Genomic DNA, 19,213 nt, shown 5'->3' with positions numbered 1-19,213 from the left:
TCTGTAGCACAAGCAGCGAACTATTTAACTGCGTATCCAATGTGCGCTGAATTCACAGGAATTAAATTAAATAAACTCAGGTTTAATGTTTACTTGATGAAACACCCTGACTATTATTGCCGCACTGTCACCTGCCATCCTGTGCCCTACATAAGGTAGTAATCATGTCCTTGATCAACGAATATCGCGCCACCGAAGAAGCTATCAAAGAGCTGCAAGCCCGTTTGAAGAACCTGTCCCAAGACGACAAACTGCAAACCGAGCTGGAATTCGAAGGCAAACTGCGCACCCTGATGGGCGAATATTCCAAGTCCCTGCGCGACATCATCGCGCTGTTGGATCCAGAAGCCAAAACCAAAGCCCCACGTGGCGGCGCAGTAAAAACTACTGGCACCAAGCGTGCTCGCAAAGTTAAACAATACAAAAACCCGCACAACGGCGAAGTCATCGAGACCAAAGGTGGCAACCACAAAACTCTGAAAGAGTGGAAAGCCAAGTGGGGCGGTGACGTGGTTGAAGGCTGGGCGACCCTGCTGGGCTAAGTCTGCTTGCCTGTCGCAGCTCGATTGCGACAAAAAAACGCCAGCACAAGCTGGCGTTTTTTATGCCCGGAGTTTTTTGCCGCCGGGCATTTTCGAATTCAAAGATTCAAACGTTTGCGCAGATCCTGAACATATTCCTGCCATTCATTCAGTACCGCCTGTTGCAACGATGTGGCGGTTGGGGCCAATTGGGCTGCGGCCTCTACGAAACTATCCAGGGTATGTGGCGCGCCGTATTCAGGCACTGACAAACGTTTCTGACAGAATATTCGCCAGCGTTCTTGCTCGTCGAGACTCAAGGTGTCGGGAAAGTTACGTGCTCGATATCGAAACAATAGCTCGGGCAATCGTTCATCATCGAAAGGCCATTGCTGTTGTGCCAATTGCAGTGGGTCGACTGTTCTGACTTGCTCGCATAGACGCCGATCACGGTCGCCGATAAATCCGTCGTATAACTGTTGTTCAGGATCCTCGCTGGGGGAAAAATCTTCACGGGCATAAATCGCCACAACTTTAGCTTGCCACTCTTGCTGCGCGTCACTTAGTCGCAGCGCTCGTTGTCGATAGAGGGCAACATCCGTCTCCAGGCGCAGCTGATCTTCAGGCCGAAGAACCGCTAACGGCGCCACCACGGGGCATTTGTTGATGTGGATAAGCTTGAGCGGTACTGGCAACTCACCGTCGGCCAGGTCTTCGCGACGGGTATACAGGCGCTGGCGCAAGGTTTCGGCATCGAGATCGAATAAACCCTGCGGGTCGAGGTGCAGGTCGCAGACGATCAAAGCATTCTTGTTGCGCGGGTGCCAGGCCAAGGGCAACACCACGCCGACATAGTTGCGCGCCGCAGAGAAACGCCCCGACACATGCACCATGGGCTGCAACAGACGAATCTGGTCCAGAACCTTTTGCTTGCTGCGAAGCTGAAACAACCAGTCATACAACTTCGGCTGTTTCTCCCGGATCAGGCGCGCCAGGGCGATGGTGGCGCGGACATCCGACAGCGCTTCGTGGGCATTGCCATGATCGATGCCGTTGGCGGCGGTCAGGCGTTCGAGCTTGAGCGTCACCCGCCCCTCATCGTCCGTCGGCCAGACAATGCCATCGGGGCGCAAGGCGTAGGCCGCGCGCACGACATCGATCAGGTCCCAGCGACTGTTGCCGCCCTGCCATTCCCGTGCATAAGGGTCGAAAAAATTGCGGTACAGGCTGTAGCGGGTCATCTCGTCGTCGAAGCGCAACGTGTTGTATCCCGCGCCACAAGTGCCCGGTGCCGCCAGCTGGGCATGGACCCGGGTCATGAAGTCGGCTTCGCTCAACCCGTCCTCGGCCAGTCGGGCAGGCGTGATGCCGGTGATTGCGCAGGCTGCGGGATGCGGCAGGATGTCGTCGCTGGGCCGGCAAAAGAGGTTGACCGGATCGTCGATTTCATTGAGCTCGAAGTCAGTACGCAACCCCGCCATTTGCAGGGGGCGGTCGCAACGGGGATTGATGCCCGTCGTTTCGTAGTCGTACCAGAAGATGGAGGTCACGGGCTATTCCTGAACTGAAGATTGGCGAAGTCTAGGCGTTCCCGTCCCGCTCCGGCCAGCAATCGCGCCATTCAATCATCCCTGGCTACGCAATGTGCAATACATAGTTATGTCGTTTTTCCCGGTGAGACTGCTAGCATCCCGTGAAGAGACAAACCGATCAGGCCACACCATCAGGTTGCCTATGCTCGACACTACAGCACTGCCACGGAAAGCAACGCTGTCCCCGCCACTGGACACGCGGTACCAGGTCGAAACGCCCGAAGGCATCGACTTGCCACTGCGCCCGGCCGGGTTGATGGTGCGCGCCCTGGCGTTTTCCATCGACCTGGCGTTGCGCGGGTTGATCCTGGGCCTGCTGTTCGTTGCCCTGGCGATGCTCGGAAAACTCGGTGCGGGGCTGGGATCGATCCTGCTCTTCGCCGTGAGCTGGTGGTACATGGTGCTGTTCGAAGTCTTCAACCAAGGCTGTTCACCGGGCAAACAATGGATGGGCCTGCGTGTCATCCAGGACGATGGCACGCCCGTTGGCTGGTCTGCATCACTGCTGCGCAACCTGTTGCGGTCTGTCGACATGCTGCCCTTCGGCTACTTCCTCGGCGCCATCAGTTGCCTGCAACATTCCAGCTTCAAGCGCCTCGGTGACCTGGCCGCCGGCACGCTGGTGGTCTACCGCGAACAGCCGCTCACCCGCCCGCAACTGCCACCTTCACCACCCCGCCGCCCACCTTTTGCACTGACATTGTCCGAGCAGCGCGCCATCCTAGGGTTCGCCGAACGCCAGGCCGGGCTTTCCGACGCCAGGGTCAACGAGCTCGCCTCGATCCTCGCGCGCCCCTTGCAGGTTCCGCCACCCCAAGCCGTGGCCGAACTCAACGGCATCGCCCATGGCTTGTTGGGGCCGGCATGAAACAAAGCCATTTCGAACACCGGCACATGGCCGAATGGGAGCAGTTTTCCCTGTTGCTGGACAGGCTGGAGCGGGACAGGCAAGCCGAGGGCGCCGCTCATTTCCCGGCCGATTATCGGCGCATGTGCCAACACCTTGCACTGGCTCGCGAGCGTGGTTACAGCAGCTTCCTGATCGACTCACTGCAGCAACAGGTGTTGCGTGGGCACCAGCAACTTTATCGGCATCGCAGCCAGCTGGGGGCCAATGCGCTGGGTTTCATCCTGGCCGGCTTCCCCCGTCTGGTACGCGAACAATGGCGCTTCGTACTCGCCGCCAGCCTGATGTTTTTCGGCAGCCTGATCGTGTTTGCAGGGCTGGTGTATCTGTTTCCGGAGCTGGTCTATAACCTGATTCCGGTCGAACAGGTCAGCGAGATACAAAGCATGTACGACCCCGATGCCGGTCACCTGGGGCGCTCCGTGGAGCGGGCAGCCAGTGAAGACTGGGCGATGTTCGGCTACTACATCACGCACAACATCGGGATCGCCTTCCAGACGTTCGCCAGCGGTTTGCTGTTTGGCTTGGGCAGCGCTTTTTTCCTGGTCTACAACGGCTTGATGATCGGTGCGGTGGCCGGGCACTTGACCCATATGGGCTATGGGCAAACCTTCTGGTCCTTCGTGGTGGGTCACAGTGCCTTTGAACTGACGGCCATTGCCCTGGCGGGTGCCGCCGGCCTGCAACTGGGTTGGGCGTTGATCGCACCGGGACGCCTGCCCCGTGCCGAATCCTTGCTCCTGATGGCCCGCAAGAGCGTGCTGCTGATTTGCGGAGTCATGATGTTTCTGCTGATTGCGGCATTTATCGAAGCCTACTGGTCGTCGCGGACAGCCCCGGCGCCCCTGGCCAAATACCTGGTCGGTGCAGCCCTCTGGGTGCTGGTGGCGGTTTACCTGCTATTCGCCGGAAGGAGCCGCCATGCGCCTGAGTGACACCACAGTGGTCATTCGCCCGAGAGCCTCCTGGGAAGCCATGGATCTCGGCGTGCTGTTGAGCCAGCGCCACCGGCGCCTGCTGATGACCAGTTGGGCGTTTGTCACCTTGCCGATTTTCGCCCTGCTCACCTGGTTGCTGTGGGATTCGCCGACCCTGGCCGTGTTCATCTTCTGGTGGCTGAAGCCGGCCTTCGAACGCTTACCGTTATACATCCTCTCCAAAGCCATCTTCGGTGAAACGCCCACCCTCAAACAGGCACTTTACCAATGGCCACGGTTGCTCAAGCCGCAACTGCTGGCCAGCCTGACCTGGCGACGCCTGAGCCTGAGTCGCAGCTTCCTGCTGCCCGTGTTACAGCTCGAAGGCCTGAGCGGTGAGGCGCGCCAACAGCGATTGCAGGTGTTGTTGCAGCGCGACGCTGGTGCGGCACGCTGGCTGACGGTGATCGGTGTGCACCTGGAAAGCGCGCTGTGGATCGGTTTGATGGTGCTGTTTTACCTGCTGTTGCCGCAACAGGTCGCACTCGACTGGAGCTGGCAGACGCTGATCAGCGCCGCGACACAGGACTGGCACTGGCTGGAACACCTGTCCAACGGGTTCTACGCCCTGGTGCTGGTGGTGTGGGAGCCGGTCTACGTGGCCGCAGGCTTCAGCCTGTATCTGAACCGGCGCACCGCGCTCGAAGCCTGGGATATCGAGCTGGTGTTTCGCCGCCTTTCCCAGCGCCTGAGCGGCGCAACCCTTGCCCTGTTGCTGGCGGCGACCTTGCTGGTGCCGATCGCATCCACCGTCTGGGCGGCGGGGCCAGCGCCTGCAGCACCCGACAGCCCGCGCTTGCTGGAGCAATCATTGACCAGCCAGGCATCCCGGGCCAGCATCAAGGCGATCCTCGATCAACCTCCGTTCAAGAACCGGGAAACCATCACCCGTTATCGCTTCGGCGAAAACCAGGCCGCCGACGAAAGCGCGGATGACGACACCACACCCCAATGGCTGAAAGCGTTGCTCCAGATGTTTGACAAGCAGCATTTCGGCGCCTTGGCCACGCTGATCGAAGCCATGCTGTGGGCAGCCGTGATCGGCGCCATTGGGGTCCTGGTCTGGCACTATCGTGAGTGGTTGCAGGCGTTCGTCAGCCGCCGCCCGCGCCTCGCTGAGAAAGCCCCACGTCCACTTCCAGCACAGGCCTTCGGCCTGGACCTCGACCGCGAAACCCTGCCCCCGGACATCGCTGCCAGTGCCGAAAACCTCTGGCAGAGCAACCCGCGCGCAGCGCTTGGCTTGCTCTATCGCGCCCTGCTCAGCCGCTTGTTGCACGACTTCGATATCCCGCTCAAGGCCGCCGACACCGAAGGCCAGGTCCTGGAACGCATCGAGCAACTGCAGCAACCGGCCCTGCTGGCCTTCAGCAAGGACCTGACCACCCACTGGCAAAACATGGCCTACGGGCACCAACTGCCGCCCGCCCATGTGCAGCGCCAACTGTGTGATGGCTGGCGTGGCGTATTTGACCCGGGAGGCGTCCGTTGAACCGACGCACCTGGCATATCGTCAGCGCGGTGAGCGCTGTGCTGCTCGGCACACTGATGATTTATCTGTACCTGAAGGCAACGCCCTATCCGGCCGAAATCGACCACGGCCCGGCGCCTGAAGCCCAGGCTAATCCCTACCTGGCCGCCGAGCATTTCCTGCGCAAACAAGGCCTGAGTGTCAGCCATGCCAACAGTCTCGACATCCTGCCCAGCCTGACGCCGAACCATCACAGCCTGTTGTTGTTCGGCGACCGCTACAACATGACGCCCAGGCAGATCGATCAAGTGCTGGAATGGACCCGGGCCGGCGGGCGCCTGCTGTTTGTTGCTCAATCGCTATGGGATGAGCAGACCGGGCAAAGCAATGACCTGTTGCTTGATCGGGTGCAACTGCAGCAATCGCTGAGCAAAGACCTCAAGGATCCGCCGTCCGACACCCCGGGCGATCCCTACCCGCAGCTGACCAAACTCTATCTGGAAAATGAAGACGCACCGGCCTACGCCGGCTTCGATACCGCGTTCCATCTCGAAGACCCGAAAAACCTCGCCCAGGCCTGGGCCAACAGTGGCAAGGCCACCCATATGATGCAACTCAACCACGGCCTCGGTTCGATCATTGTGGTGACCGATGCCGACCTGTGGAAAACCCCGGCCATCGATCAATACGACAATGCCTGGCTGCTCTGGTACCTGACTGTCGATACCGATGTGACCCTGTTGTTCAACGCCGAGCACGCTAGCCTGCTGACATTGCTGCTGCGGCATTTCCCCCAGGCGTTGGTCGCCTTGGTCGCCCTGATCGGGCTGGCTTTCTGGCACTTCGGCGTGCGCCATGGCCCATTGCAGCAACCGCAGCCCAAAGCTCGCCACCAGTGGCAGGACCACCTGCGCGCCAGCGCCGATTTCATGTTGCGACACAATGGCCAGGACAGCCTGCTGCAAGCCTTGCAGCAAGACGTACTGCGCCGTGTGAGACATCGCCATCCCGGCTACGAACAATTCGATGTTGCCGAACAATGGCGGGTACTCGCCCGCTTGAGCGGCCAACCCACGAGCGCGGTCAGCCAAGCCATGAGCCCGCGGCCGAGACAGCGGCTTTCCAGCGCTGAATTCAGCCGCCAAGTCGCCCGTCTGCAAAACCTGAGGAATGCGTTATGAGTCAACCGACCGAGCCCGATGCAATCAATCACGCCACTGCGCAACGCCAGCGCGCCAGCCAGTTGGCCCAGGCGGTGCGCCATGAATTGCAAAAAGCCTTGATCGGCCAGGACACGGTCATCGACGACGTGCTGACAGCATTGCTCGCCGGCGGCCACGTGTTGCTCGAAGGCGTACCGGGGCTGGGCAAGACGTTGCTGGTCAGGGCGCTGGCACGTTGTTTCGGCGGCGATTTTGCGCGCATCCAGTTCACCCCGGACCTGATGCCCAGCGATGTCACCGGGCATGCGGTGTACGACTTGCAGACCGAGCAATTCAAACTGCGCAAAGGTCCGTTGTTCACCAACCTGTTGCTGGCCGACGAGATCAACCGCGCCCCGGCAAAAACCCAGGCTGCACTGCTCGAAGCCATGCAGGAACGCCAGGTCACCCTCGAAGGCCGCGCCCTGCCGATCGCTCAGCCGTTCATGGTGCTCGCCACACAAAACCCCATCGAACAGGAAGGTACCTACCCCCTGCCAGAAGCCGAGCTGGATCGCTTCATGCTCAAGGTGCGCATGGACTACCCCGATGCCGAGCAGGAGTTGAACATGGTGCGTCAGGTCAGCCGCTCGACCCGGGCAGACATGCTCGACGTGCAACCGCTGCGCACCGTGCTGCAAGCCAAGGACGTGCTGGTCCTGCAACGCATTGCCAGCCAATTGCCAATGGATGAACAGGTCCTCGATTATGCCGTGCGCCTGGCCCGCACCACCCGCAGCTGGCCCGGCCTGACCCTCGGCGCCGGGCCTCGTGCGTCCATTGCGCTGGTGCGCTGCGCACGGGCCCGGGCCTTGTTGCGAGGCGGCGAGTTCGTGATTCCAGACGACATCAAAGGCTGCGCCCTGTCAGTGTTGCGCCATCGCGTGCGCATCGCGCCGGAGCTGGATATCGAAGGTCTGGACGTCGATCACGTGCTACGGCAACTGCTCGATCAAGTACCGGCGCCACGCCTTTGAAACCTTCGCGCCTGCTGCTGATCTGGCTTGCGATCCTGCTGCTGATCGGCATAGCACTGGGCACATTGCAGGCACTGGACATTGCCGTTCCATCAACGCTGTTCTCGATCAACTGGGGCTTGCTCCTGGCGCTATTGGCCCTGGCTATGCTCGACGCCCTGCGTCTCAAACGCCTGCCCTCCCCCCGCGTACAACGACAAATGCCCGGTAGCCTGGCCCTCGGCCGTTGGAGTGAAGTGCGACTTAAAGTCGAGCACGACTTTGCCCAGCCACTGAACATCCGGGTCCATGACCACGTACCCGACGGTCTGAGCTTCGAGAACCTGCCCCTGTCGATCGAACTGCTTCCCGGCCAGCACAGCCACGTCGGCTATCGCCTGCGCCCGCTCAAGCGTGGCCACTTCACCTTCGATCACTGTGAGATCAATCTGCCGAGTCCATTGGGCTTATGGTCCGGCAAACGCCTGCTGAACGTGACCGACAACACCCGGGTCTACCCGGACTTCGCCCGACTCTACGGCGGCCAACTACTGGCGGTAGACAACTGGCTCAACCAACTCGGTGTACGCCAGCGGCAACGACGTGGCCTGGGCCTGGAGTTTCATCAATTACGGGAATTTCGCGAAGGCGACAGCTTGCGCCAGATCGACTGGAAAGCCACCGCCCGTCAACGCACACCGATTGCCCGGGAGTACCAGGACGAACGCGACCAGCAGATCATCTTCATGCTCGATTGCGGTCGACGCATGCGCAGCCAGGACGGTGAATTAGCGCATTTCGATCACGCGCTCAATGCCTGCCTGCTGCTGAGCTACGTCGCATTGCGCCAAGGGGATGCGGTCGGCTTCAGCACTTTTGCCAGCGACCACCCGTGCCATCTCGCCCCCGTGAAAGGCGCCGGCCAGCTCAACGTCTTGCTCAACACGGTATACGACCTGAAGAGCACCCAACGCAGCGCCGACTATCAAGCGGCTACCACCCAACTGCTGGCTCGACAGAATCGCCGGGCGCTGGTGCTGCTGATGACCAACCTGCGCGACGAAGACGATGAAGAACTGCTGACCGCCGTCAGGCGATTGAGCAAAAAGCATCAGGTGCTGGTCGCAAGCTTGCGGGAAAATGTCCTGGATACAACACGACTATTGCCGGTGCAAACCCTGTCGGAGGCATTGGTCTATTGCGGGACCGTTCAATACCTGAATTCACGCGCAGCACTCCATGAGCGTTTGAACGCCCATGGAGTTCAGGTAGTGGACATGCAGCCTGAGGCGCTGGGCCCAGCATTGGTCTCGCGTTATCTGAACTGGAAAAAAGCAGGAACGATTTAGAGCCGCTCTTCTCCCGGCGCAACGCTTGCCAGATCAGGCCGAAGCCGGCAACGGCTGGAAACTGAAGTATTGCTTCAATGCCTCCACCAACTGCCCATACTCCGGCGGTGCCCGTTGCAGGCTGAACCCGGCGTCGTAATGGTGCGGTGTTTCGTCCTCGTGGCACCACAAGCAACACGCCTGCAAATCGATGACCTGCATACACCCGTCGCTCGCGGGGATTTTCAGGCGCAAACCGAAATCGGCACCGATCATCATCGGCAACTGACTGATGAGCATCAGCCCGTCTTCGGAGACGTTGCCCAGAAACCCAATCGGCTTGTCGGTGACACTGTTGAACACTTTCAGAAAGTACGGCAGTTGATGCCGCTCGATACGGCGGTCAGTGAACATGCGCAATTCGCCCAGCCAGGCCCTTAAGCAGGGCCGCACTAATGCTTCGGAACGTGCCTGCCTGCTGTTGCATAAGGCATGGGCGCGCTCTCCCCGATCCTGGTGCGACAGTCCATGAACCGCTGCCGCTTACTCCTGCCGATCACGGGTGTTACGTCGGTTTCGAGGCGAGGCTCCAAACCGCTTTATTCGACTATAGCTCACCGTCGCCGGTGAGCCAGCCACCCAATGATAATCACAATCAGAAGCGGGTAGGACGCACCGCCGCCGAACTGCGCAGCGGGTAGTGGCCCAGCGCTTGCAAGGTTTCCAGGCGCGCCTGGGCGCGGTAGGCGTATTCGCTTTGCGGGTATGACGCGATGATGAACTGGTAGGTTTGCGCCGCATCGACAAACAGTTTCTGCCGCTCCAGGCACAGACCGCGCAGCATCGACACTTCCGGCCACACATAAGGCCGCGCGCGACTGGCGCGTTCGACCTTGGACAGCTCGAGTGTCACTTGCTCGCAATTACCGCGGTCATAGGCACTGTAGGCAAGATTCAAATGATGGTTCATCGACCAACGGGTGCAGCCCACGACACTGAGGGCAAGGACGGCTATGAGCACGAATCGCATGGGAGTTCTCCTGACTTGAGTTCTGTATCGACCCATGGCTCAAAATCTTCAGGCTGCCGACAACCAAAAGTGTTCGGTTCAATAAACAAACGAATAAGTAGTGCACATGAACAATGACTACACCCCAAGAGCATAGTAGCCTCACTCAGCGCTTGAACTCAGGAGTCTTTGCATGTCCGTCCGTCGTACCAAAATCGTCGCCACCCTTGGCCCGGCCAGTAACTCGCCGGAAGTTCTCGAACAGCTGATCCTGGCTGGCCTGGACGTCGCCCGCCTGAACTTCTCCCACGGCACCCCCGACGAGCACAAGGCTCGCGCGAAGCTGGTGCGTGACCTGGCCGCCAAGCACGGCCGTTTCGTTGCATTGCTGGGTGACCTGCAAGGCCCGAAAATCCGTATCGCCAAATTTGCCAACAAAAAGATCGAGCTGAAGATCGGTGATCAATTCACCTTCTCCACCAGCCATCCCCTGACCGAAGGCAACCAGCAAGTGGTCGGCATCGACTACCCGGACCTGGTCAAGGACTGCGGCGTAGGCGACGAGCTGCTGCTCGACGACGGTCGCGTGGTGATGCGCGTCGATACCGCCACTGCCACCGAACTGAACTGCACCGTGACCATCGGCGGCCCGCTGTCGGACCACAAAGGCATCAACCGTCGTGGTGGCGGCCTGACCGCTCCGGCCCTGACTGAAAAAGACAAGGCTGACATCAAGCTCGCTGCGGAAATGGAAGTCGACTACCTCGCGGTTTCCTTCCCGCGCGATGCCGCCGACATGGAATACGCCCGTCAACTGCGCGACGAAGCCGGCGGTACTGCCTGGCTGGTGGCGAAGATCGAACGCGCCGAAGCCGTGGCCGATGACGATACCCTCGACGGCCTGATCAAAGCCTCCGACGCCGTGATGGTGGCCCGTGGCGACCTCGGTGTGGAAATCGGCGACGCCGAGCTGGTGGGCATCCAGAAGAAGATCATTCTGCACGCACGCCGCCACAACAAGGCCGTGATCGTGGCGACCCAGATGATGGAGTCGATGATCCAGAACCCGATGCCGACCCGCGCTGAAGTCTCTGACGTAGCCAACGCCGTGCTCGACTACACCGACGCCGTGATGCTTTCGGCCGAAAGTGCTGCCGGCCTGTATCCGCTGGAAGCCGTTCAGGCGATGGCGCGCATCTGTGTCGGCGCTGAAAAGCACCCGACCAGCAAGACCTCCAGCCACCGTATTGGCAAGGAATTCACGCGCTGTGACGAAAGCATTGCACTGGCGACCATGTACACCGCCAACCACTTCCCGGGCGTGAAGGCGATCATCGCCCTGACCGAAAGTGGCTACACCCCGCTGATCATGTCGCGCATCCGCTCCTCGGTGCCGATCTATGCGTTCACCCCGCACCGCGAAGCCCAGGCCCGCGCGGCCATGTTCCGTGGCGTGTACACCATCCCGTTCGACCCGGCGTCGCTGGCGCCGAACGAAGTCAGCCAGAAGGCGATCGACGAGCTGGTCAAGCGCGGCGTCGTACAGAAAGGCGACTGGGTCATCCTGACCAAGGGCGACAGCTACCACACCACCGGCGGCACCAACGGCATGAAAATCCTGCACGTTGGCGATCCAATGGTCTGAGTGATCGAGCGCTGAAAAGTAAAAGCCCTGCCATGTGAATGGCGGGGCTTTTTTTCGTTTGAAGGAGTCAGCTCTCTCTAATGGCCAAGCGCCAGCTGTCAACGTTGACAGTTCCTATTTTTCCTCCGCGGTTTTACTAATGAATAACTGCAGATATGCCTGCAGAACATTCCAGGGAGAGAGAAATGACCATTTCAGTTGCAGCACAAACGACAAAATTGTCATTGCCGGCCTATCAGAATTCAGGAGTGTGGTAATTCGCTACCACGGCTGACACGTTGCACCCGCAGATCGCCAACGGGATGGTCAGAGTGGCCGACCACTGGAATATCAGCGTTCAGCCACGGCTCAGGAACACGTCGGCCAACAGCTGATTGCGCGGCAGTCCCGCCAGATACAGGCGCCGGGCAAAGACGTCGACGCTGTCGGGGGCTCCGCAGACCAAGGCCAGGGTTTGTCGGGAAACAAGACGCAGTTGTGTCAAGGCCGCTGGTAACTCGGCCGGCGTCCAGAATTCAACCGTCAGGTTCGGGCGACTGGCCGCCAGGGCTTGCAGTGGTTTGGCCAGATAATGCTCGTTGGCATCGTGCGCCAGGTGAATGACGCGAATGGCGCCTCGATGATCCTGGCGTAACGCTTCTCGCAACACCCCAAACAAAGGTCCCAATCCGGTGCCGGCCGCCATCAGCCACAGCGGTCGGTCGTGCCAGTCCGGGTCGTATTGCAAGGCCCCGCCGCGCAACTCGCCGAGACGGATCGGGTCACCGATATTCAGCTGACGGGCCGCGTCGCAAAATTCCCCCGACTGGCGACAATCGAGGTGAAACTCGAGAAAGCGGTCCTCTTCCGGGAGGCTGGCAAGGGAGTACGGCCGCGCCACGTTACCCGCCCACAGCACCAGATGCTGGCCGGCCCTGTAGCGCAATGGCCGCAGTGCAGTCAGGCGCAAGCGCAATACGTTGGGGCTCAACCAATCGGCGGCGGCGACCTCGGCCGGACGACCGTCCTGTTGCGGGTCGAAGGTGTGCACTTGCAAGTCCTCGACCACCTGGCACTGGCAGGCCAGGCGCCAGCCTTGCTGACGCTGCTCCGCGCTCAGGGCATCGGGGCGGCTATCGCTCGGCAACCCCTGCACGCACTGCACCAGGCACGCATGACAACTGCCGGCGCGGCAGCTGTAGGGTACGGGCACACCGTTCTGATTCAGGGCATCGAGCAGGTTTGTGCCGGCTGTCACCGACCATTGGCGATCGCCCACGCGTAATTCAGGCATCGACATTTTCCCATGCCGCCGCGCAACGATTGCGGCCGTCACGCTTGGCGCGATAAAGCGCCTGGTCTGCCCGCTGCAAGGCTTCATCGAGATCATCGCCCATTTCCAGCAGGGTCATGCCGGCGCAAAGGCTGAGACTGCCCACCTTCAAGCCAATCAGCTGGACATCGGTAAAGGCGATGCGCAGCCGCTCGCAACAGGCGGTCAACCGTTCGGCATCGCAATCAGGCAGTAACACCACGAACTCTTCTCCGCCGTAGCGTGCCAGGACATCACCGTCACGCAGGCAGGCCGACGCCACGCCGGCAAAAGCCTGCAGCACCTGATCCCCAGCCGCATGGCCGTGAAGGTCATTGATGCGCTTGAAATGATCGAGATCGATCAGCGCAAGGCCATGCACGACGCCGGCGTCCATGGCTTCCAGTTCCCGTGAAGCCAGGCCCAGGAAATGCCGGCGATTGAACAGCCCGGTCAACTCGTCGGTAGCCACCAGGTCCTCGAGCTGGCGCATCATCCCGCGCAACGTGTCCTGGTGAGCCTGCAAGGCGAAGCGGCGCTGGCGCATGCGCAGGCGTGAAGACTGGACGTGACGGGCGTACACCTCAAGCCAGACCAGGACAATAAACAGCACGCACACCTGCAACACCGCCAGCGCCGGGTCGGCCAGCTGAAAGTGGTAGCCCTCCCACAGCGTGATCGCGCTGAAACTGAAGAACACCAGCAACGCGCACCGGGCAAACGCGCGGCGCGACAGATGAAACAGCCCGAACAACAGAATCAGCACGTAGAACACCAGGAACGCGCCGCGTGCCTCATCCAGATTGACAATCAGCCAGGTTTGCCAGCCCAGCCCCAGCAATACCTGCGCCTCGGTCAGGCTGGGGTCGGAAAAACGCAGGTTGCAGCCGCTGTAGAACACCACGAACAACGCCGCCTGGCTGATGACCACGAGTGCGCTGCCAACGGCGACATTGGCCAGCGGCTCATCGTAATGACCGGTAAAAAACGCCAGCCACAGCAGCAGCAAAGCCAAGGCATAGGTGCCGGCCGCGAGGGCAAAACGTTTGAGCAACAGGCGCTGGATGGCGTTATGGGTCAATCGTTGACTCACCCTATGAAAGGAGACTGACAGAGCGTCCTACTCTACAGACCGATTGCCACTTTAGTGGTGCGGCCGATAAATGACCATTCAATTTTCAGGGGTTGCAGGCACTTTGCCCATAGCGGGGATCGGCTACGACAATGAGACCAAGGTTTGACCACCGACGCGTGTACCCGCCAGCAAGGCGCGTTATACTGCCGCGCCTTTTTAGCGTCGCGCCAGCATGCCCGGCGTGCCTTGAAAGGTGCTTGCAACCGACCGATGCACCCAAGCTGCAAGCACCTTATTGAATGTTCCCGTCTTTTAGAGGAGCGCGACTCATGACCGTGATCAAGCAAGACGACCTGATTCAGAGCGTTGCCGACGCCCTGCAGTTCATTTCCTACTACCACCCCGTGGATTTCATCCAGGCGATGCACGAGGCCTACCTGCGTGAAGAATCGCCGGCAGCTCGCGATTCGATGGCGCAGATCCTGATCAACTCGCGCATGTGCGCCACCGGCCACCGCCCGATCTGCCAGGACACCGGCATCGTGACCGTGTTTGTCCGGGTGGGCATGGACGTTCGTTGGGATGGCGCCACCATGGGCCTGGACGACATGATCAACGAAGGCGTGCGTCGCGCCTACAACCTGCCGGAAAACGTCCTGCGTGCTTCGATCCTCGCCGACCCGGCGGGCGCTCGCAAGAACACCAAGGACAACACCCCGGCCGTTATCCATTACTCCATCGTCCCGGGTAATACCGTGGAAGTGGACGTGGCGGCCAAGGGCGGCGGTTCCGAGAACAAGTCGAAAATGGCCATGCTCAACCCGTCCGACTCGATCGTCGACTGGGTTCTGAAGACCGTTCCGACCATGGGCGCCGGCTGGTGCCCACCGGGCATGCTCGGCATCGGCATCGGCGGCACCGCCGAGAAAGCCGCGGTCATGGCCAAGGAAGTGTTGATGGAATCCATCGACATTCACGAGCTGAAGGCCCGTGGCCCGCAGAACCGCATTGAAGAAATGCGCCTGGAGCTGTTCGAGAAGGTCAACCAGCTGGGCATCGGCGCCCAGGGCCTCGGTGGCCTGACCACCGTGCTCGACGTGAAGATCATGGACTACCCGACCCACGCCGCTTCGTTGCCGGTGTGCATGATCCCGAACTGCGCCGCCACCCGTCACGCCCACTTCGTGCTCGACGGTTCCGGCCCGGCCTCGCTGGAAGCGCCACCGCTGGACGCCTACCCGGAAATCGTCTGGGAAGCCGGCCCGTCGGCCCGTCGCGTCAACCTCGACACCCTGACCCCGGAAGAAGTGCAGAGCTGGAAACCGGGCGAAACCGTCTTGCTCAACGGCAAGATGCTCACCGGTCGCGACGCTGCGCACAAGCGCATGGTCGAGATGCTGAACAAGGGTGAAACCCTGCCGGTGGACCTCAAGGGTCGCTTCATCTATTACGTCGGCCCGGTTGATCCGGTTCGCGAAGAAGTGGTTGGCCCGGCTGGCCCGACCACCGCGACGCGGATGGACAAGTTCACCCGCCAGATCCTCGAGCAAACCGGCCTGCTGGGCATGATCGGCAAATCCGAGCGCGGTCCTACCGCCATCGACGCGATCAAGGACCACAAGGCCGTTTACCTGATGGCAGTGGGCGGCGCGGCTTACCTGGTGGCGCAAGCGATCAAGAAATCCCGCGTTGTCGCTTTCGCCGAACTGGGCATGGAAGCGATCTACGAGTTCGACGTCAAGGACATGCCTGTGACCGTTGCGGTCGACAGCAAGGGCGAGTCCGTGCACATCACCGGTCCTGCCATCTGGCAGCAAAAGATCAGTGAAAGCCTGGCGGTAGAAGTGCAGTAAGCGCTTCGACCGGCACGAAAAAGGCGACAGGGGGATGCTCCTGTCGCCTTTTTTATTGCCTGCTTTTGCAAGAGCCGCTTTTATGGGATGACAGCAAAGCCCCATGGTATGGTGCGCCCCCGTACACCTGTGTAATGCCCAAGCATGTTTGAATCCTCTCGTCCTTTGCGCCTGGCGCTGTATACCCTGTTGATCATCGCTGGCGCCGCCCTCGCCGCGACCCTGGCCGTTCGTCAAACCGTGCGCCAGTCACTGGTCGATGACGCAGCCCGTGCCAATCAGCAATTGGCGCTGTATGCCACCTCCCTGCATACCCTGATCGAACGCTACCGCGCCCTGCCCTCCGTGCTGGCACTCGACCCGCAATTGCGCGACGCACTCAAAGGCCCGGTGAGCCCCGGGCAACAGGAGGTGCTCAACCGCAAACTGGAACAGATCAACGGCGCCGCCGAGTCTTCGACCCTGGAACTGCTCGATCGCACCGGCCTGGCCGTGGCAGCGAGCAACTGGCGTTTGCCCAGCAGCTACGTCGGCCACAACTACGGTTTTCGCCCCTACTTCAACCAGACCCGCACCCAAGGCACCGGGCGTTTTTACGCCGTGGGGGTGACCAGTGGAATTCCGGGCTACTTCCTCTCCAGCGCGGTGACTAACGACGATGGCCAGTTTCTCGGCGCCATGGTGGTGAAACTGGAGTTTCCCGAGCTGGAACGCGAATGGCGCCAGGGTAGCGACACCCTGCTGGTCAGCGACGCCCGCGGCATCATCTTCATCGCCAACCAGCCGGGCTGGCGGTATCGGCACCTGAAACCGCTGAGCGACATCGATCGCGCCGAACTCAAGACCACCCGCCAATACGACAAGCAGCCGCTGATGCCGCTTGAATACCGATCATTGCGCCGCTTCGACGAAAACAGCGACCTGGCACGGGTCGATGGCCCCGACGGCCCGGCCGATTACCTGTGGGAATCCCTGCCGCTGGCCGCCGAAGGCTGGACCCTGCACCTGCTGCGCCGCCCGCAGGTTGCCTTTGAAGACAGTCGTAACGCCGCACTCGCTGCAGCGGGTATTTGGCTGACGCTGGTGTTTCTGCTGCTGTTTCTCAACCAGCGCTGGCGCCTGGCCAAACTGCGCCAGCGCAGCCGCGAAGAACTCGAGCAACTGGTTGAAGAACGTACCCGCGACCTGCGCACCGCTCAGGAAGGCCTGGTGCAATCGGCCAAACTGGCCGCCCTCGGCCAGATGTCCGCCGCCCTCGCCCACGAGATCAACCAGCCGCTGACCGCCCAGCGCATGCAATTGGCGACCCTGCGGCTGCTGCTCGACCACGGCCGGGTCGACGAAGCCTACAAGGCGCTCAAGCCGCTGGATGAAATGCTCACGCGCATGGCCGCGCTCACCGGTCACCTGAAGACCTTCGCCCGCAAAAGCCCCAGTGGCTTGCGCGAACGCCTGGACCTGGCCTCGGTGGTGGACCAGGCGCTGCAACTGCTCGACACACGATTGCGCGACGAACAGGTCAGCACCGTGCTGCACCTGACGCGACCGGCCTGGGTGCGTGGCGATGCGATTCGCCTGGAGCAAGTGCTGATCAATCTGCTGCGCAATGCCCTGGATGCGATGCAGGACAAACCCTGCAAGCGTCTGGAGATTCGCCTCGAAGCCCAAGAGCAAGCGTGGCGCCTGAGCGTCATCGACAACGGCGGCGGGATTGCCGAAGAACATCTGTCGAAAGTGTTCGACCCGTTCTTCACCACCAAACCGGTGGGCGATGGCCTGGGTATCGGCCTGGCGGTGTCCTTCGCTATCGTTCATGAATCGGGTGGACGCCTGACGGCGGATAATCATGACAAAGGCGCGGTGTTCTCCCTGACCTTGCCGATCGACCTGGAGGCGCACGGTTCATGCTCAATTCAGTGATGGTGGTCGACGACGAAAGCAGCATTCGCAGCGCCGTCGAGCAGTGGCTGAGCCTGTCGGGTTTCGAAGTGCAGTTGTTCAGCCGCGCCGACGAGTGCCTGGCGCAGTTGCCCAGGCATTTTGCCGGGGTGATTCTGAGCGACGTGCGCATGCCCGGCATGAGCGGCCTGGAACTGCTGGCCGAAGTACAGCGCCGCGACGCCGATTTGCCGGTGATTCTGCTGACGGGCCACGGCGATGTGCCCATGGCGGTCGACGCGATGCGCGATGGCGCCTACGATTTCCTGGAAAAACCCTTCAGCCCCGAAACCCTCCTCGGCAGTTTGCGCCGGGCGCTGGACAAGCGCCGGCTGGTCCTGGAAAACCGTGCCCTGCATGAACAGGCGGACAACCGCGCCAAACTTGACGCCACCTTGCTCGGTGTTTCCCGTAGCTTGCAGACCTTGCGCCGGCAGGTGCTCGATCTGGCGGCGCTACCGGTCAACGTCTTGATCCGCGGCGAAACCGGCAGCGGCAAGGAGCTGGTTGCCCGTTGCCTGCACGACTTCGGCCCACGTGCCGATAAACCCTTCGTCGCCTTGAACTGCGCGGCCATCCCCGAACAACTGTTCGAGGCCGAGCTGTTCGGCCACGAAAGTGGCGCATTCACCGGCGCCCAGGGCAAGCGCATCGGCAAGCTTGAATACGCCGATGGCGGCACGCTGTTTCTCGATGAAATCGAAAGCATGCCCCTGGCGCAGCAGGTGAAATTGTTGCGGGTGTTGCAGGAGCAAAAGCTCGAGCGATTGGGTTCAAACCAAAGTATTCGCGTGGACTTGCGGATCATCGCCGCGACCAAACCGGACTTGCTCGAGGAAGCGCGGGCCGGACGTTTTCGCGAGGACCTGGCTTACCGTCTGAACGTCGCTGAGTTGCGCCTGCCACCCTTGCGCGACCGCCGCGAAGACATTCCGTTGTTGTACGAGGCCTTTGCCCGCAGTGCCGCCGAGCGCCTGGGCCGCACCTTTGCGCCGTTGAGCGGGCCGCAGCTGAGCCATCTGTTGAGTCACGACTGGCCGGGCAATGTGCGTGAACTGGCGAATGTTGCCGAGCGTCAGGTGTTGGGACTTGGCGAGCCTGTACCGGCGGGCATAGAGCCCGGGCAGTCACTGGCGGCGCAACAGGAAGCCTTTGAAGCGCAGTGCCTGCGCGCGGCGTTGACCCGGCACAAGGGTGATGTGAAAGCGGTGCTCGAAGAGCTGCAACTGCCGCGCCGGACATTCAATGAAAAAATGCAGCGGCATGGATTGAACCGGGAGATGTTCCTCGGTGAATGATCGTTCCCACGCTCCGCGTGGGAACGATCAGGCTCGGCGAATTTCCGCTCACAACCATTCCTTCATAAGCGGATTTCCGCTCATCCACTCTACCAAACCCCTCTAAACCGGCCTTCTCCCTGTTGGCACAGCTCCTGCTATAGCCCCCGC

General features: G+C 61.0%; 16 protein-coding genes. 11 read left to right on the top strand and 5 right to left on the bottom strand.

Annotation, left to right across the window (positions count from 1 at the left end):
• Window positions 1-164: 164 nt before the first annotated feature.
• A complete protein-coding gene (mvaT, locus tag BKX96_RS19870; protein ID WP_008058684.1) occupies window positions 165-542 on the top strand; it encodes a histone-like nucleoid-structuring protein MvaT in 378 nt (125 codons plus the stop codon).
• 98 nt (window positions 543-640) lie between these two features.
• Here mvaT and sbcB read toward each other — a convergent pair whose 3' ends face one another.
• Entirely contained in the window at window positions 641-2,071 is a 1,431-nt protein-coding gene (gene sbcB, locus BKX96_RS19865) for an exodeoxyribonuclease I (RefSeq protein ID WP_046818828.1), read from the bottom strand.
• Between the two features lie 184 nt (window positions 2,072-2,255).
• On the opposite strand from sbcB, the gene BKX96_RS19860 reads away from it, so the two are divergent.
• From BKX96_RS19860 to BKX96_RS19835, 6 genes are read left to right on the top strand one after another with little or no spacing between them, the layout of a single operon-like run.
• Window positions 2,256-2,981 (top strand): RDD family protein, encoded by a 726-nt coding sequence (locus BKX96_RS19860; protein WP_077185275.1) that lies wholly within the window; start codon window positions 2,256-2,258, stop codon window positions 2,979-2,981.
• Window positions 2,978-3,955 carry a stage II sporulation protein M gene (locus BKX96_RS19855; RefSeq protein ID WP_046818929.1) on the top strand — a complete coding sequence of 326 codons (978 nt, stop codon included), beginning with the start codon at window positions 2,978-2,980 and terminating at the stop codon, window positions 3,953-3,955. Before BKX96_RS19860 ends, BKX96_RS19855 begins: the two co-directional genes overlap by 4 nt.
• A complete protein-coding gene (locus BKX96_RS19850) occupies window positions 3,942-5,489 on the top strand; it encodes a DUF4129 domain-containing protein (protein WP_077185273.1) in 1,548 nt (515 codons plus the stop codon). Before BKX96_RS19855 ends, BKX96_RS19850 begins: the two co-directional genes overlap by 14 nt.
• Window positions 5,486-6,649 carry a DUF4350 domain-containing protein gene (locus BKX96_RS19845; protein WP_077185271.1) on the top strand — a complete coding sequence of 388 codons (1,164 nt, stop codon included), beginning with the start codon at window positions 5,486-5,488 and terminating at the stop codon, window positions 6,647-6,649. The genes BKX96_RS19850 and BKX96_RS19845 overlap by 4 nt, the downstream gene beginning before the upstream one ends.
• Window positions 6,646-7,647, top strand: a complete 1,002-nt coding sequence (locus BKX96_RS19840; RefSeq protein WP_046818832.1) for an AAA family ATPase — start codon at window positions 6,646-6,648, stop codon at window positions 7,645-7,647. Before BKX96_RS19845 ends, BKX96_RS19840 begins: the two co-directional genes overlap by 4 nt.
• The gene (locus BKX96_RS19835; protein WP_077185269.1) at window positions 7,644-8,975 is read left to right on the top strand and encodes a DUF58 domain-containing protein; all 1,332 of its coding nucleotides are present in this window, start codon (window positions 7,644-7,646) and stop codon (window positions 8,973-8,975) included. Before BKX96_RS19840 ends, BKX96_RS19835 begins: the two co-directional genes overlap by 4 nt.
• Before the next feature lie 33 nt (window positions 8,976-9,008).
• Here the strand turns inward: BKX96_RS19835 and BKX96_RS19830 are convergent, their stop codons facing one another.
• Complete coding sequence (locus BKX96_RS19830) at window positions 9,009-9,368, bottom strand: PilZ domain-containing protein (protein WP_046818834.1); 360 nt, start codon at window positions 9,366-9,368, stop codon at window positions 9,009-9,011.
• 241 nt (window positions 9,369-9,609) lie between these two features.
• Window positions 9,610-9,984 (bottom strand): tetratricopeptide repeat protein, encoded by a 375-nt coding sequence (locus BKX96_RS19825; protein ID WP_046818835.1) that lies wholly within the window; start codon window positions 9,982-9,984, stop codon window positions 9,610-9,612.
• A 172-nt stretch (window positions 9,985-10,156) separates the two neighbouring features.
• On the opposite strand from BKX96_RS19825, the gene pyk reads away from it, so the two are divergent.
• Window positions 10,157-11,608, top strand: a complete 1,452-nt coding sequence (gene pyk, locus BKX96_RS19820; protein WP_046818836.1) for a pyruvate kinase — start codon at window positions 10,157-10,159, stop codon at window positions 11,606-11,608.
• A 337-nt stretch (window positions 11,609-11,945) separates the two neighbouring features.
• On the opposite strand, the gene BKX96_RS19815 is transcribed toward pyk, so the two are convergent.
• Window positions 11,946-12,881: an iron-sulfur-binding ferredoxin reductase gene (locus tag BKX96_RS19815; protein ID WP_077185267.1), complete on the bottom strand. Its 936-nt coding sequence runs from the start codon at window positions 12,879-12,881 to the stop codon at window positions 11,946-11,948.
• Window positions 12,874-13,980 (bottom strand): GGDEF domain-containing protein, encoded by a 1,107-nt coding sequence (locus BKX96_RS19810; protein WP_077185265.1) that lies wholly within the window; start codon window positions 13,978-13,980, stop codon window positions 12,874-12,876. Before BKX96_RS19810 ends, BKX96_RS19815 begins: the two co-directional genes overlap by 8 nt.
• Window positions 13,981-14,303: 323 nt before the next feature.
• Here BKX96_RS19810 and BKX96_RS19805 point away from each other — a divergent pair, with 323 nt between their 5' ends.
• From BKX96_RS19805 to mifR, 3 genes are all read left to right on the top strand, one after another.
• Window positions 14,304-15,827 carry a fumarate hydratase gene (locus tag BKX96_RS19805; protein WP_008061943.1) on the top strand — a complete coding sequence of 508 codons (1,524 nt, stop codon included), beginning with the start codon at window positions 14,304-14,306 and terminating at the stop codon, window positions 15,825-15,827.
• Between the two features lie 144 nt (window positions 15,828-15,971).
• Entirely contained in the window at window positions 15,972-17,747 is a 1,776-nt protein-coding gene (mifS, locus tag BKX96_RS19800; RefSeq protein WP_077185263.1) for a sensor histidine kinase, read from the top strand.
• Window positions 17,732-19,063, top strand: coding sequence for a two-component system response regulator MifR (mifR, locus tag BKX96_RS19795; protein ID WP_046818841.1), 1,332 nt, complete (start codon window positions 17,732-17,734; stop codon window positions 19,061-19,063). Before mifS ends, mifR begins: the two co-directional genes overlap by 16 nt.
• The last annotated feature ends 150 nt before the right edge of the window (window positions 19,064-19,213 follow it).

Source organism: Pseudomonas putida, assembly GCF_001976065.1.
Classification (GTDB): Bacteria; Pseudomonadota; Gammaproteobacteria; order Pseudomonadales; family Pseudomonadaceae; genus Aquipseudomonas; species Aquipseudomonas serbica.
The sequence above is the reverse complement of the archived record's forward strand: the minus strand, read 5'-3'. Positions and strand labels throughout refer to the sequence as shown.

What these genes read in the sequence shown, in the direction of transcription:
- BKX96_RS19855 (WP_046818929.1), top strand. Translation starts at nt 2,978, where the DNA reads ATGAAACAAAGCCATTTCGAACACCGGCACATGGCCGAATGGGAGCAG.
- BKX96_RS19830 (WP_046818834.1), bottom strand. Translation starts at nt 9,368, where the DNA reads ATGTTCACTGACCGCCGTATCGAGCGGCATCAACTGCCGTACTTTCTG.
- BKX96_RS19815 (WP_077185267.1), bottom strand. Translation starts at nt 12,881, where the DNA reads ATGCCTGAATTACGCGTGGGCGATCGCCAATGGTCGGTGACAGCCGGC.
- BKX96_RS19860 (WP_077185275.1), top strand. Translation starts at nt 2,256, where the DNA reads ATGCTCGACACTACAGCACTGCCACGGAAAGCAACGCTGTCCCCGCCA.
- mifS (WP_077185263.1), top strand. Translation starts at nt 15,972, where the DNA reads ATGTTTGAATCCTCTCGTCCTTTGCGCCTGGCGCTGTATACCCTGTTG.
- BKX96_RS19850 (WP_077185273.1), top strand. Translation starts at nt 3,942, where the DNA reads ATGCGCCTGAGTGACACCACAGTGGTCATTCGCCCGAGAGCCTCCTGG.
- mifR (WP_046818841.1), top strand. Translation starts at nt 17,732, where the DNA reads ATGCTCAATTCAGTGATGGTGGTCGACGACGAAAGCAGCATTCGCAGC.
- BKX96_RS19825 (WP_046818835.1), bottom strand. Translation starts at nt 9,984, where the DNA reads ATGCGATTCGTGCTCATAGCCGTCCTTGCCCTCAGTGTCGTGGGCTGC.
- mvaT (WP_008058684.1), top strand. Translation starts at nt 165, where the DNA reads ATGTCCTTGATCAACGAATATCGCGCCACCGAAGAAGCTATCAAAGAG.
- BKX96_RS19840 (WP_046818832.1), top strand. Translation starts at nt 6,646, where the DNA reads ATGAGTCAACCGACCGAGCCCGATGCAATCAATCACGCCACTGCGCAA.
- BKX96_RS19805 (WP_008061943.1), top strand. Translation starts at nt 14,304, where the DNA reads ATGACCGTGATCAAGCAAGACGACCTGATTCAGAGCGTTGCCGACGCC.
- pyk (WP_046818836.1), top strand. Translation starts at nt 10,157, where the DNA reads ATGTCCGTCCGTCGTACCAAAATCGTCGCCACCCTTGGCCCGGCCAGT.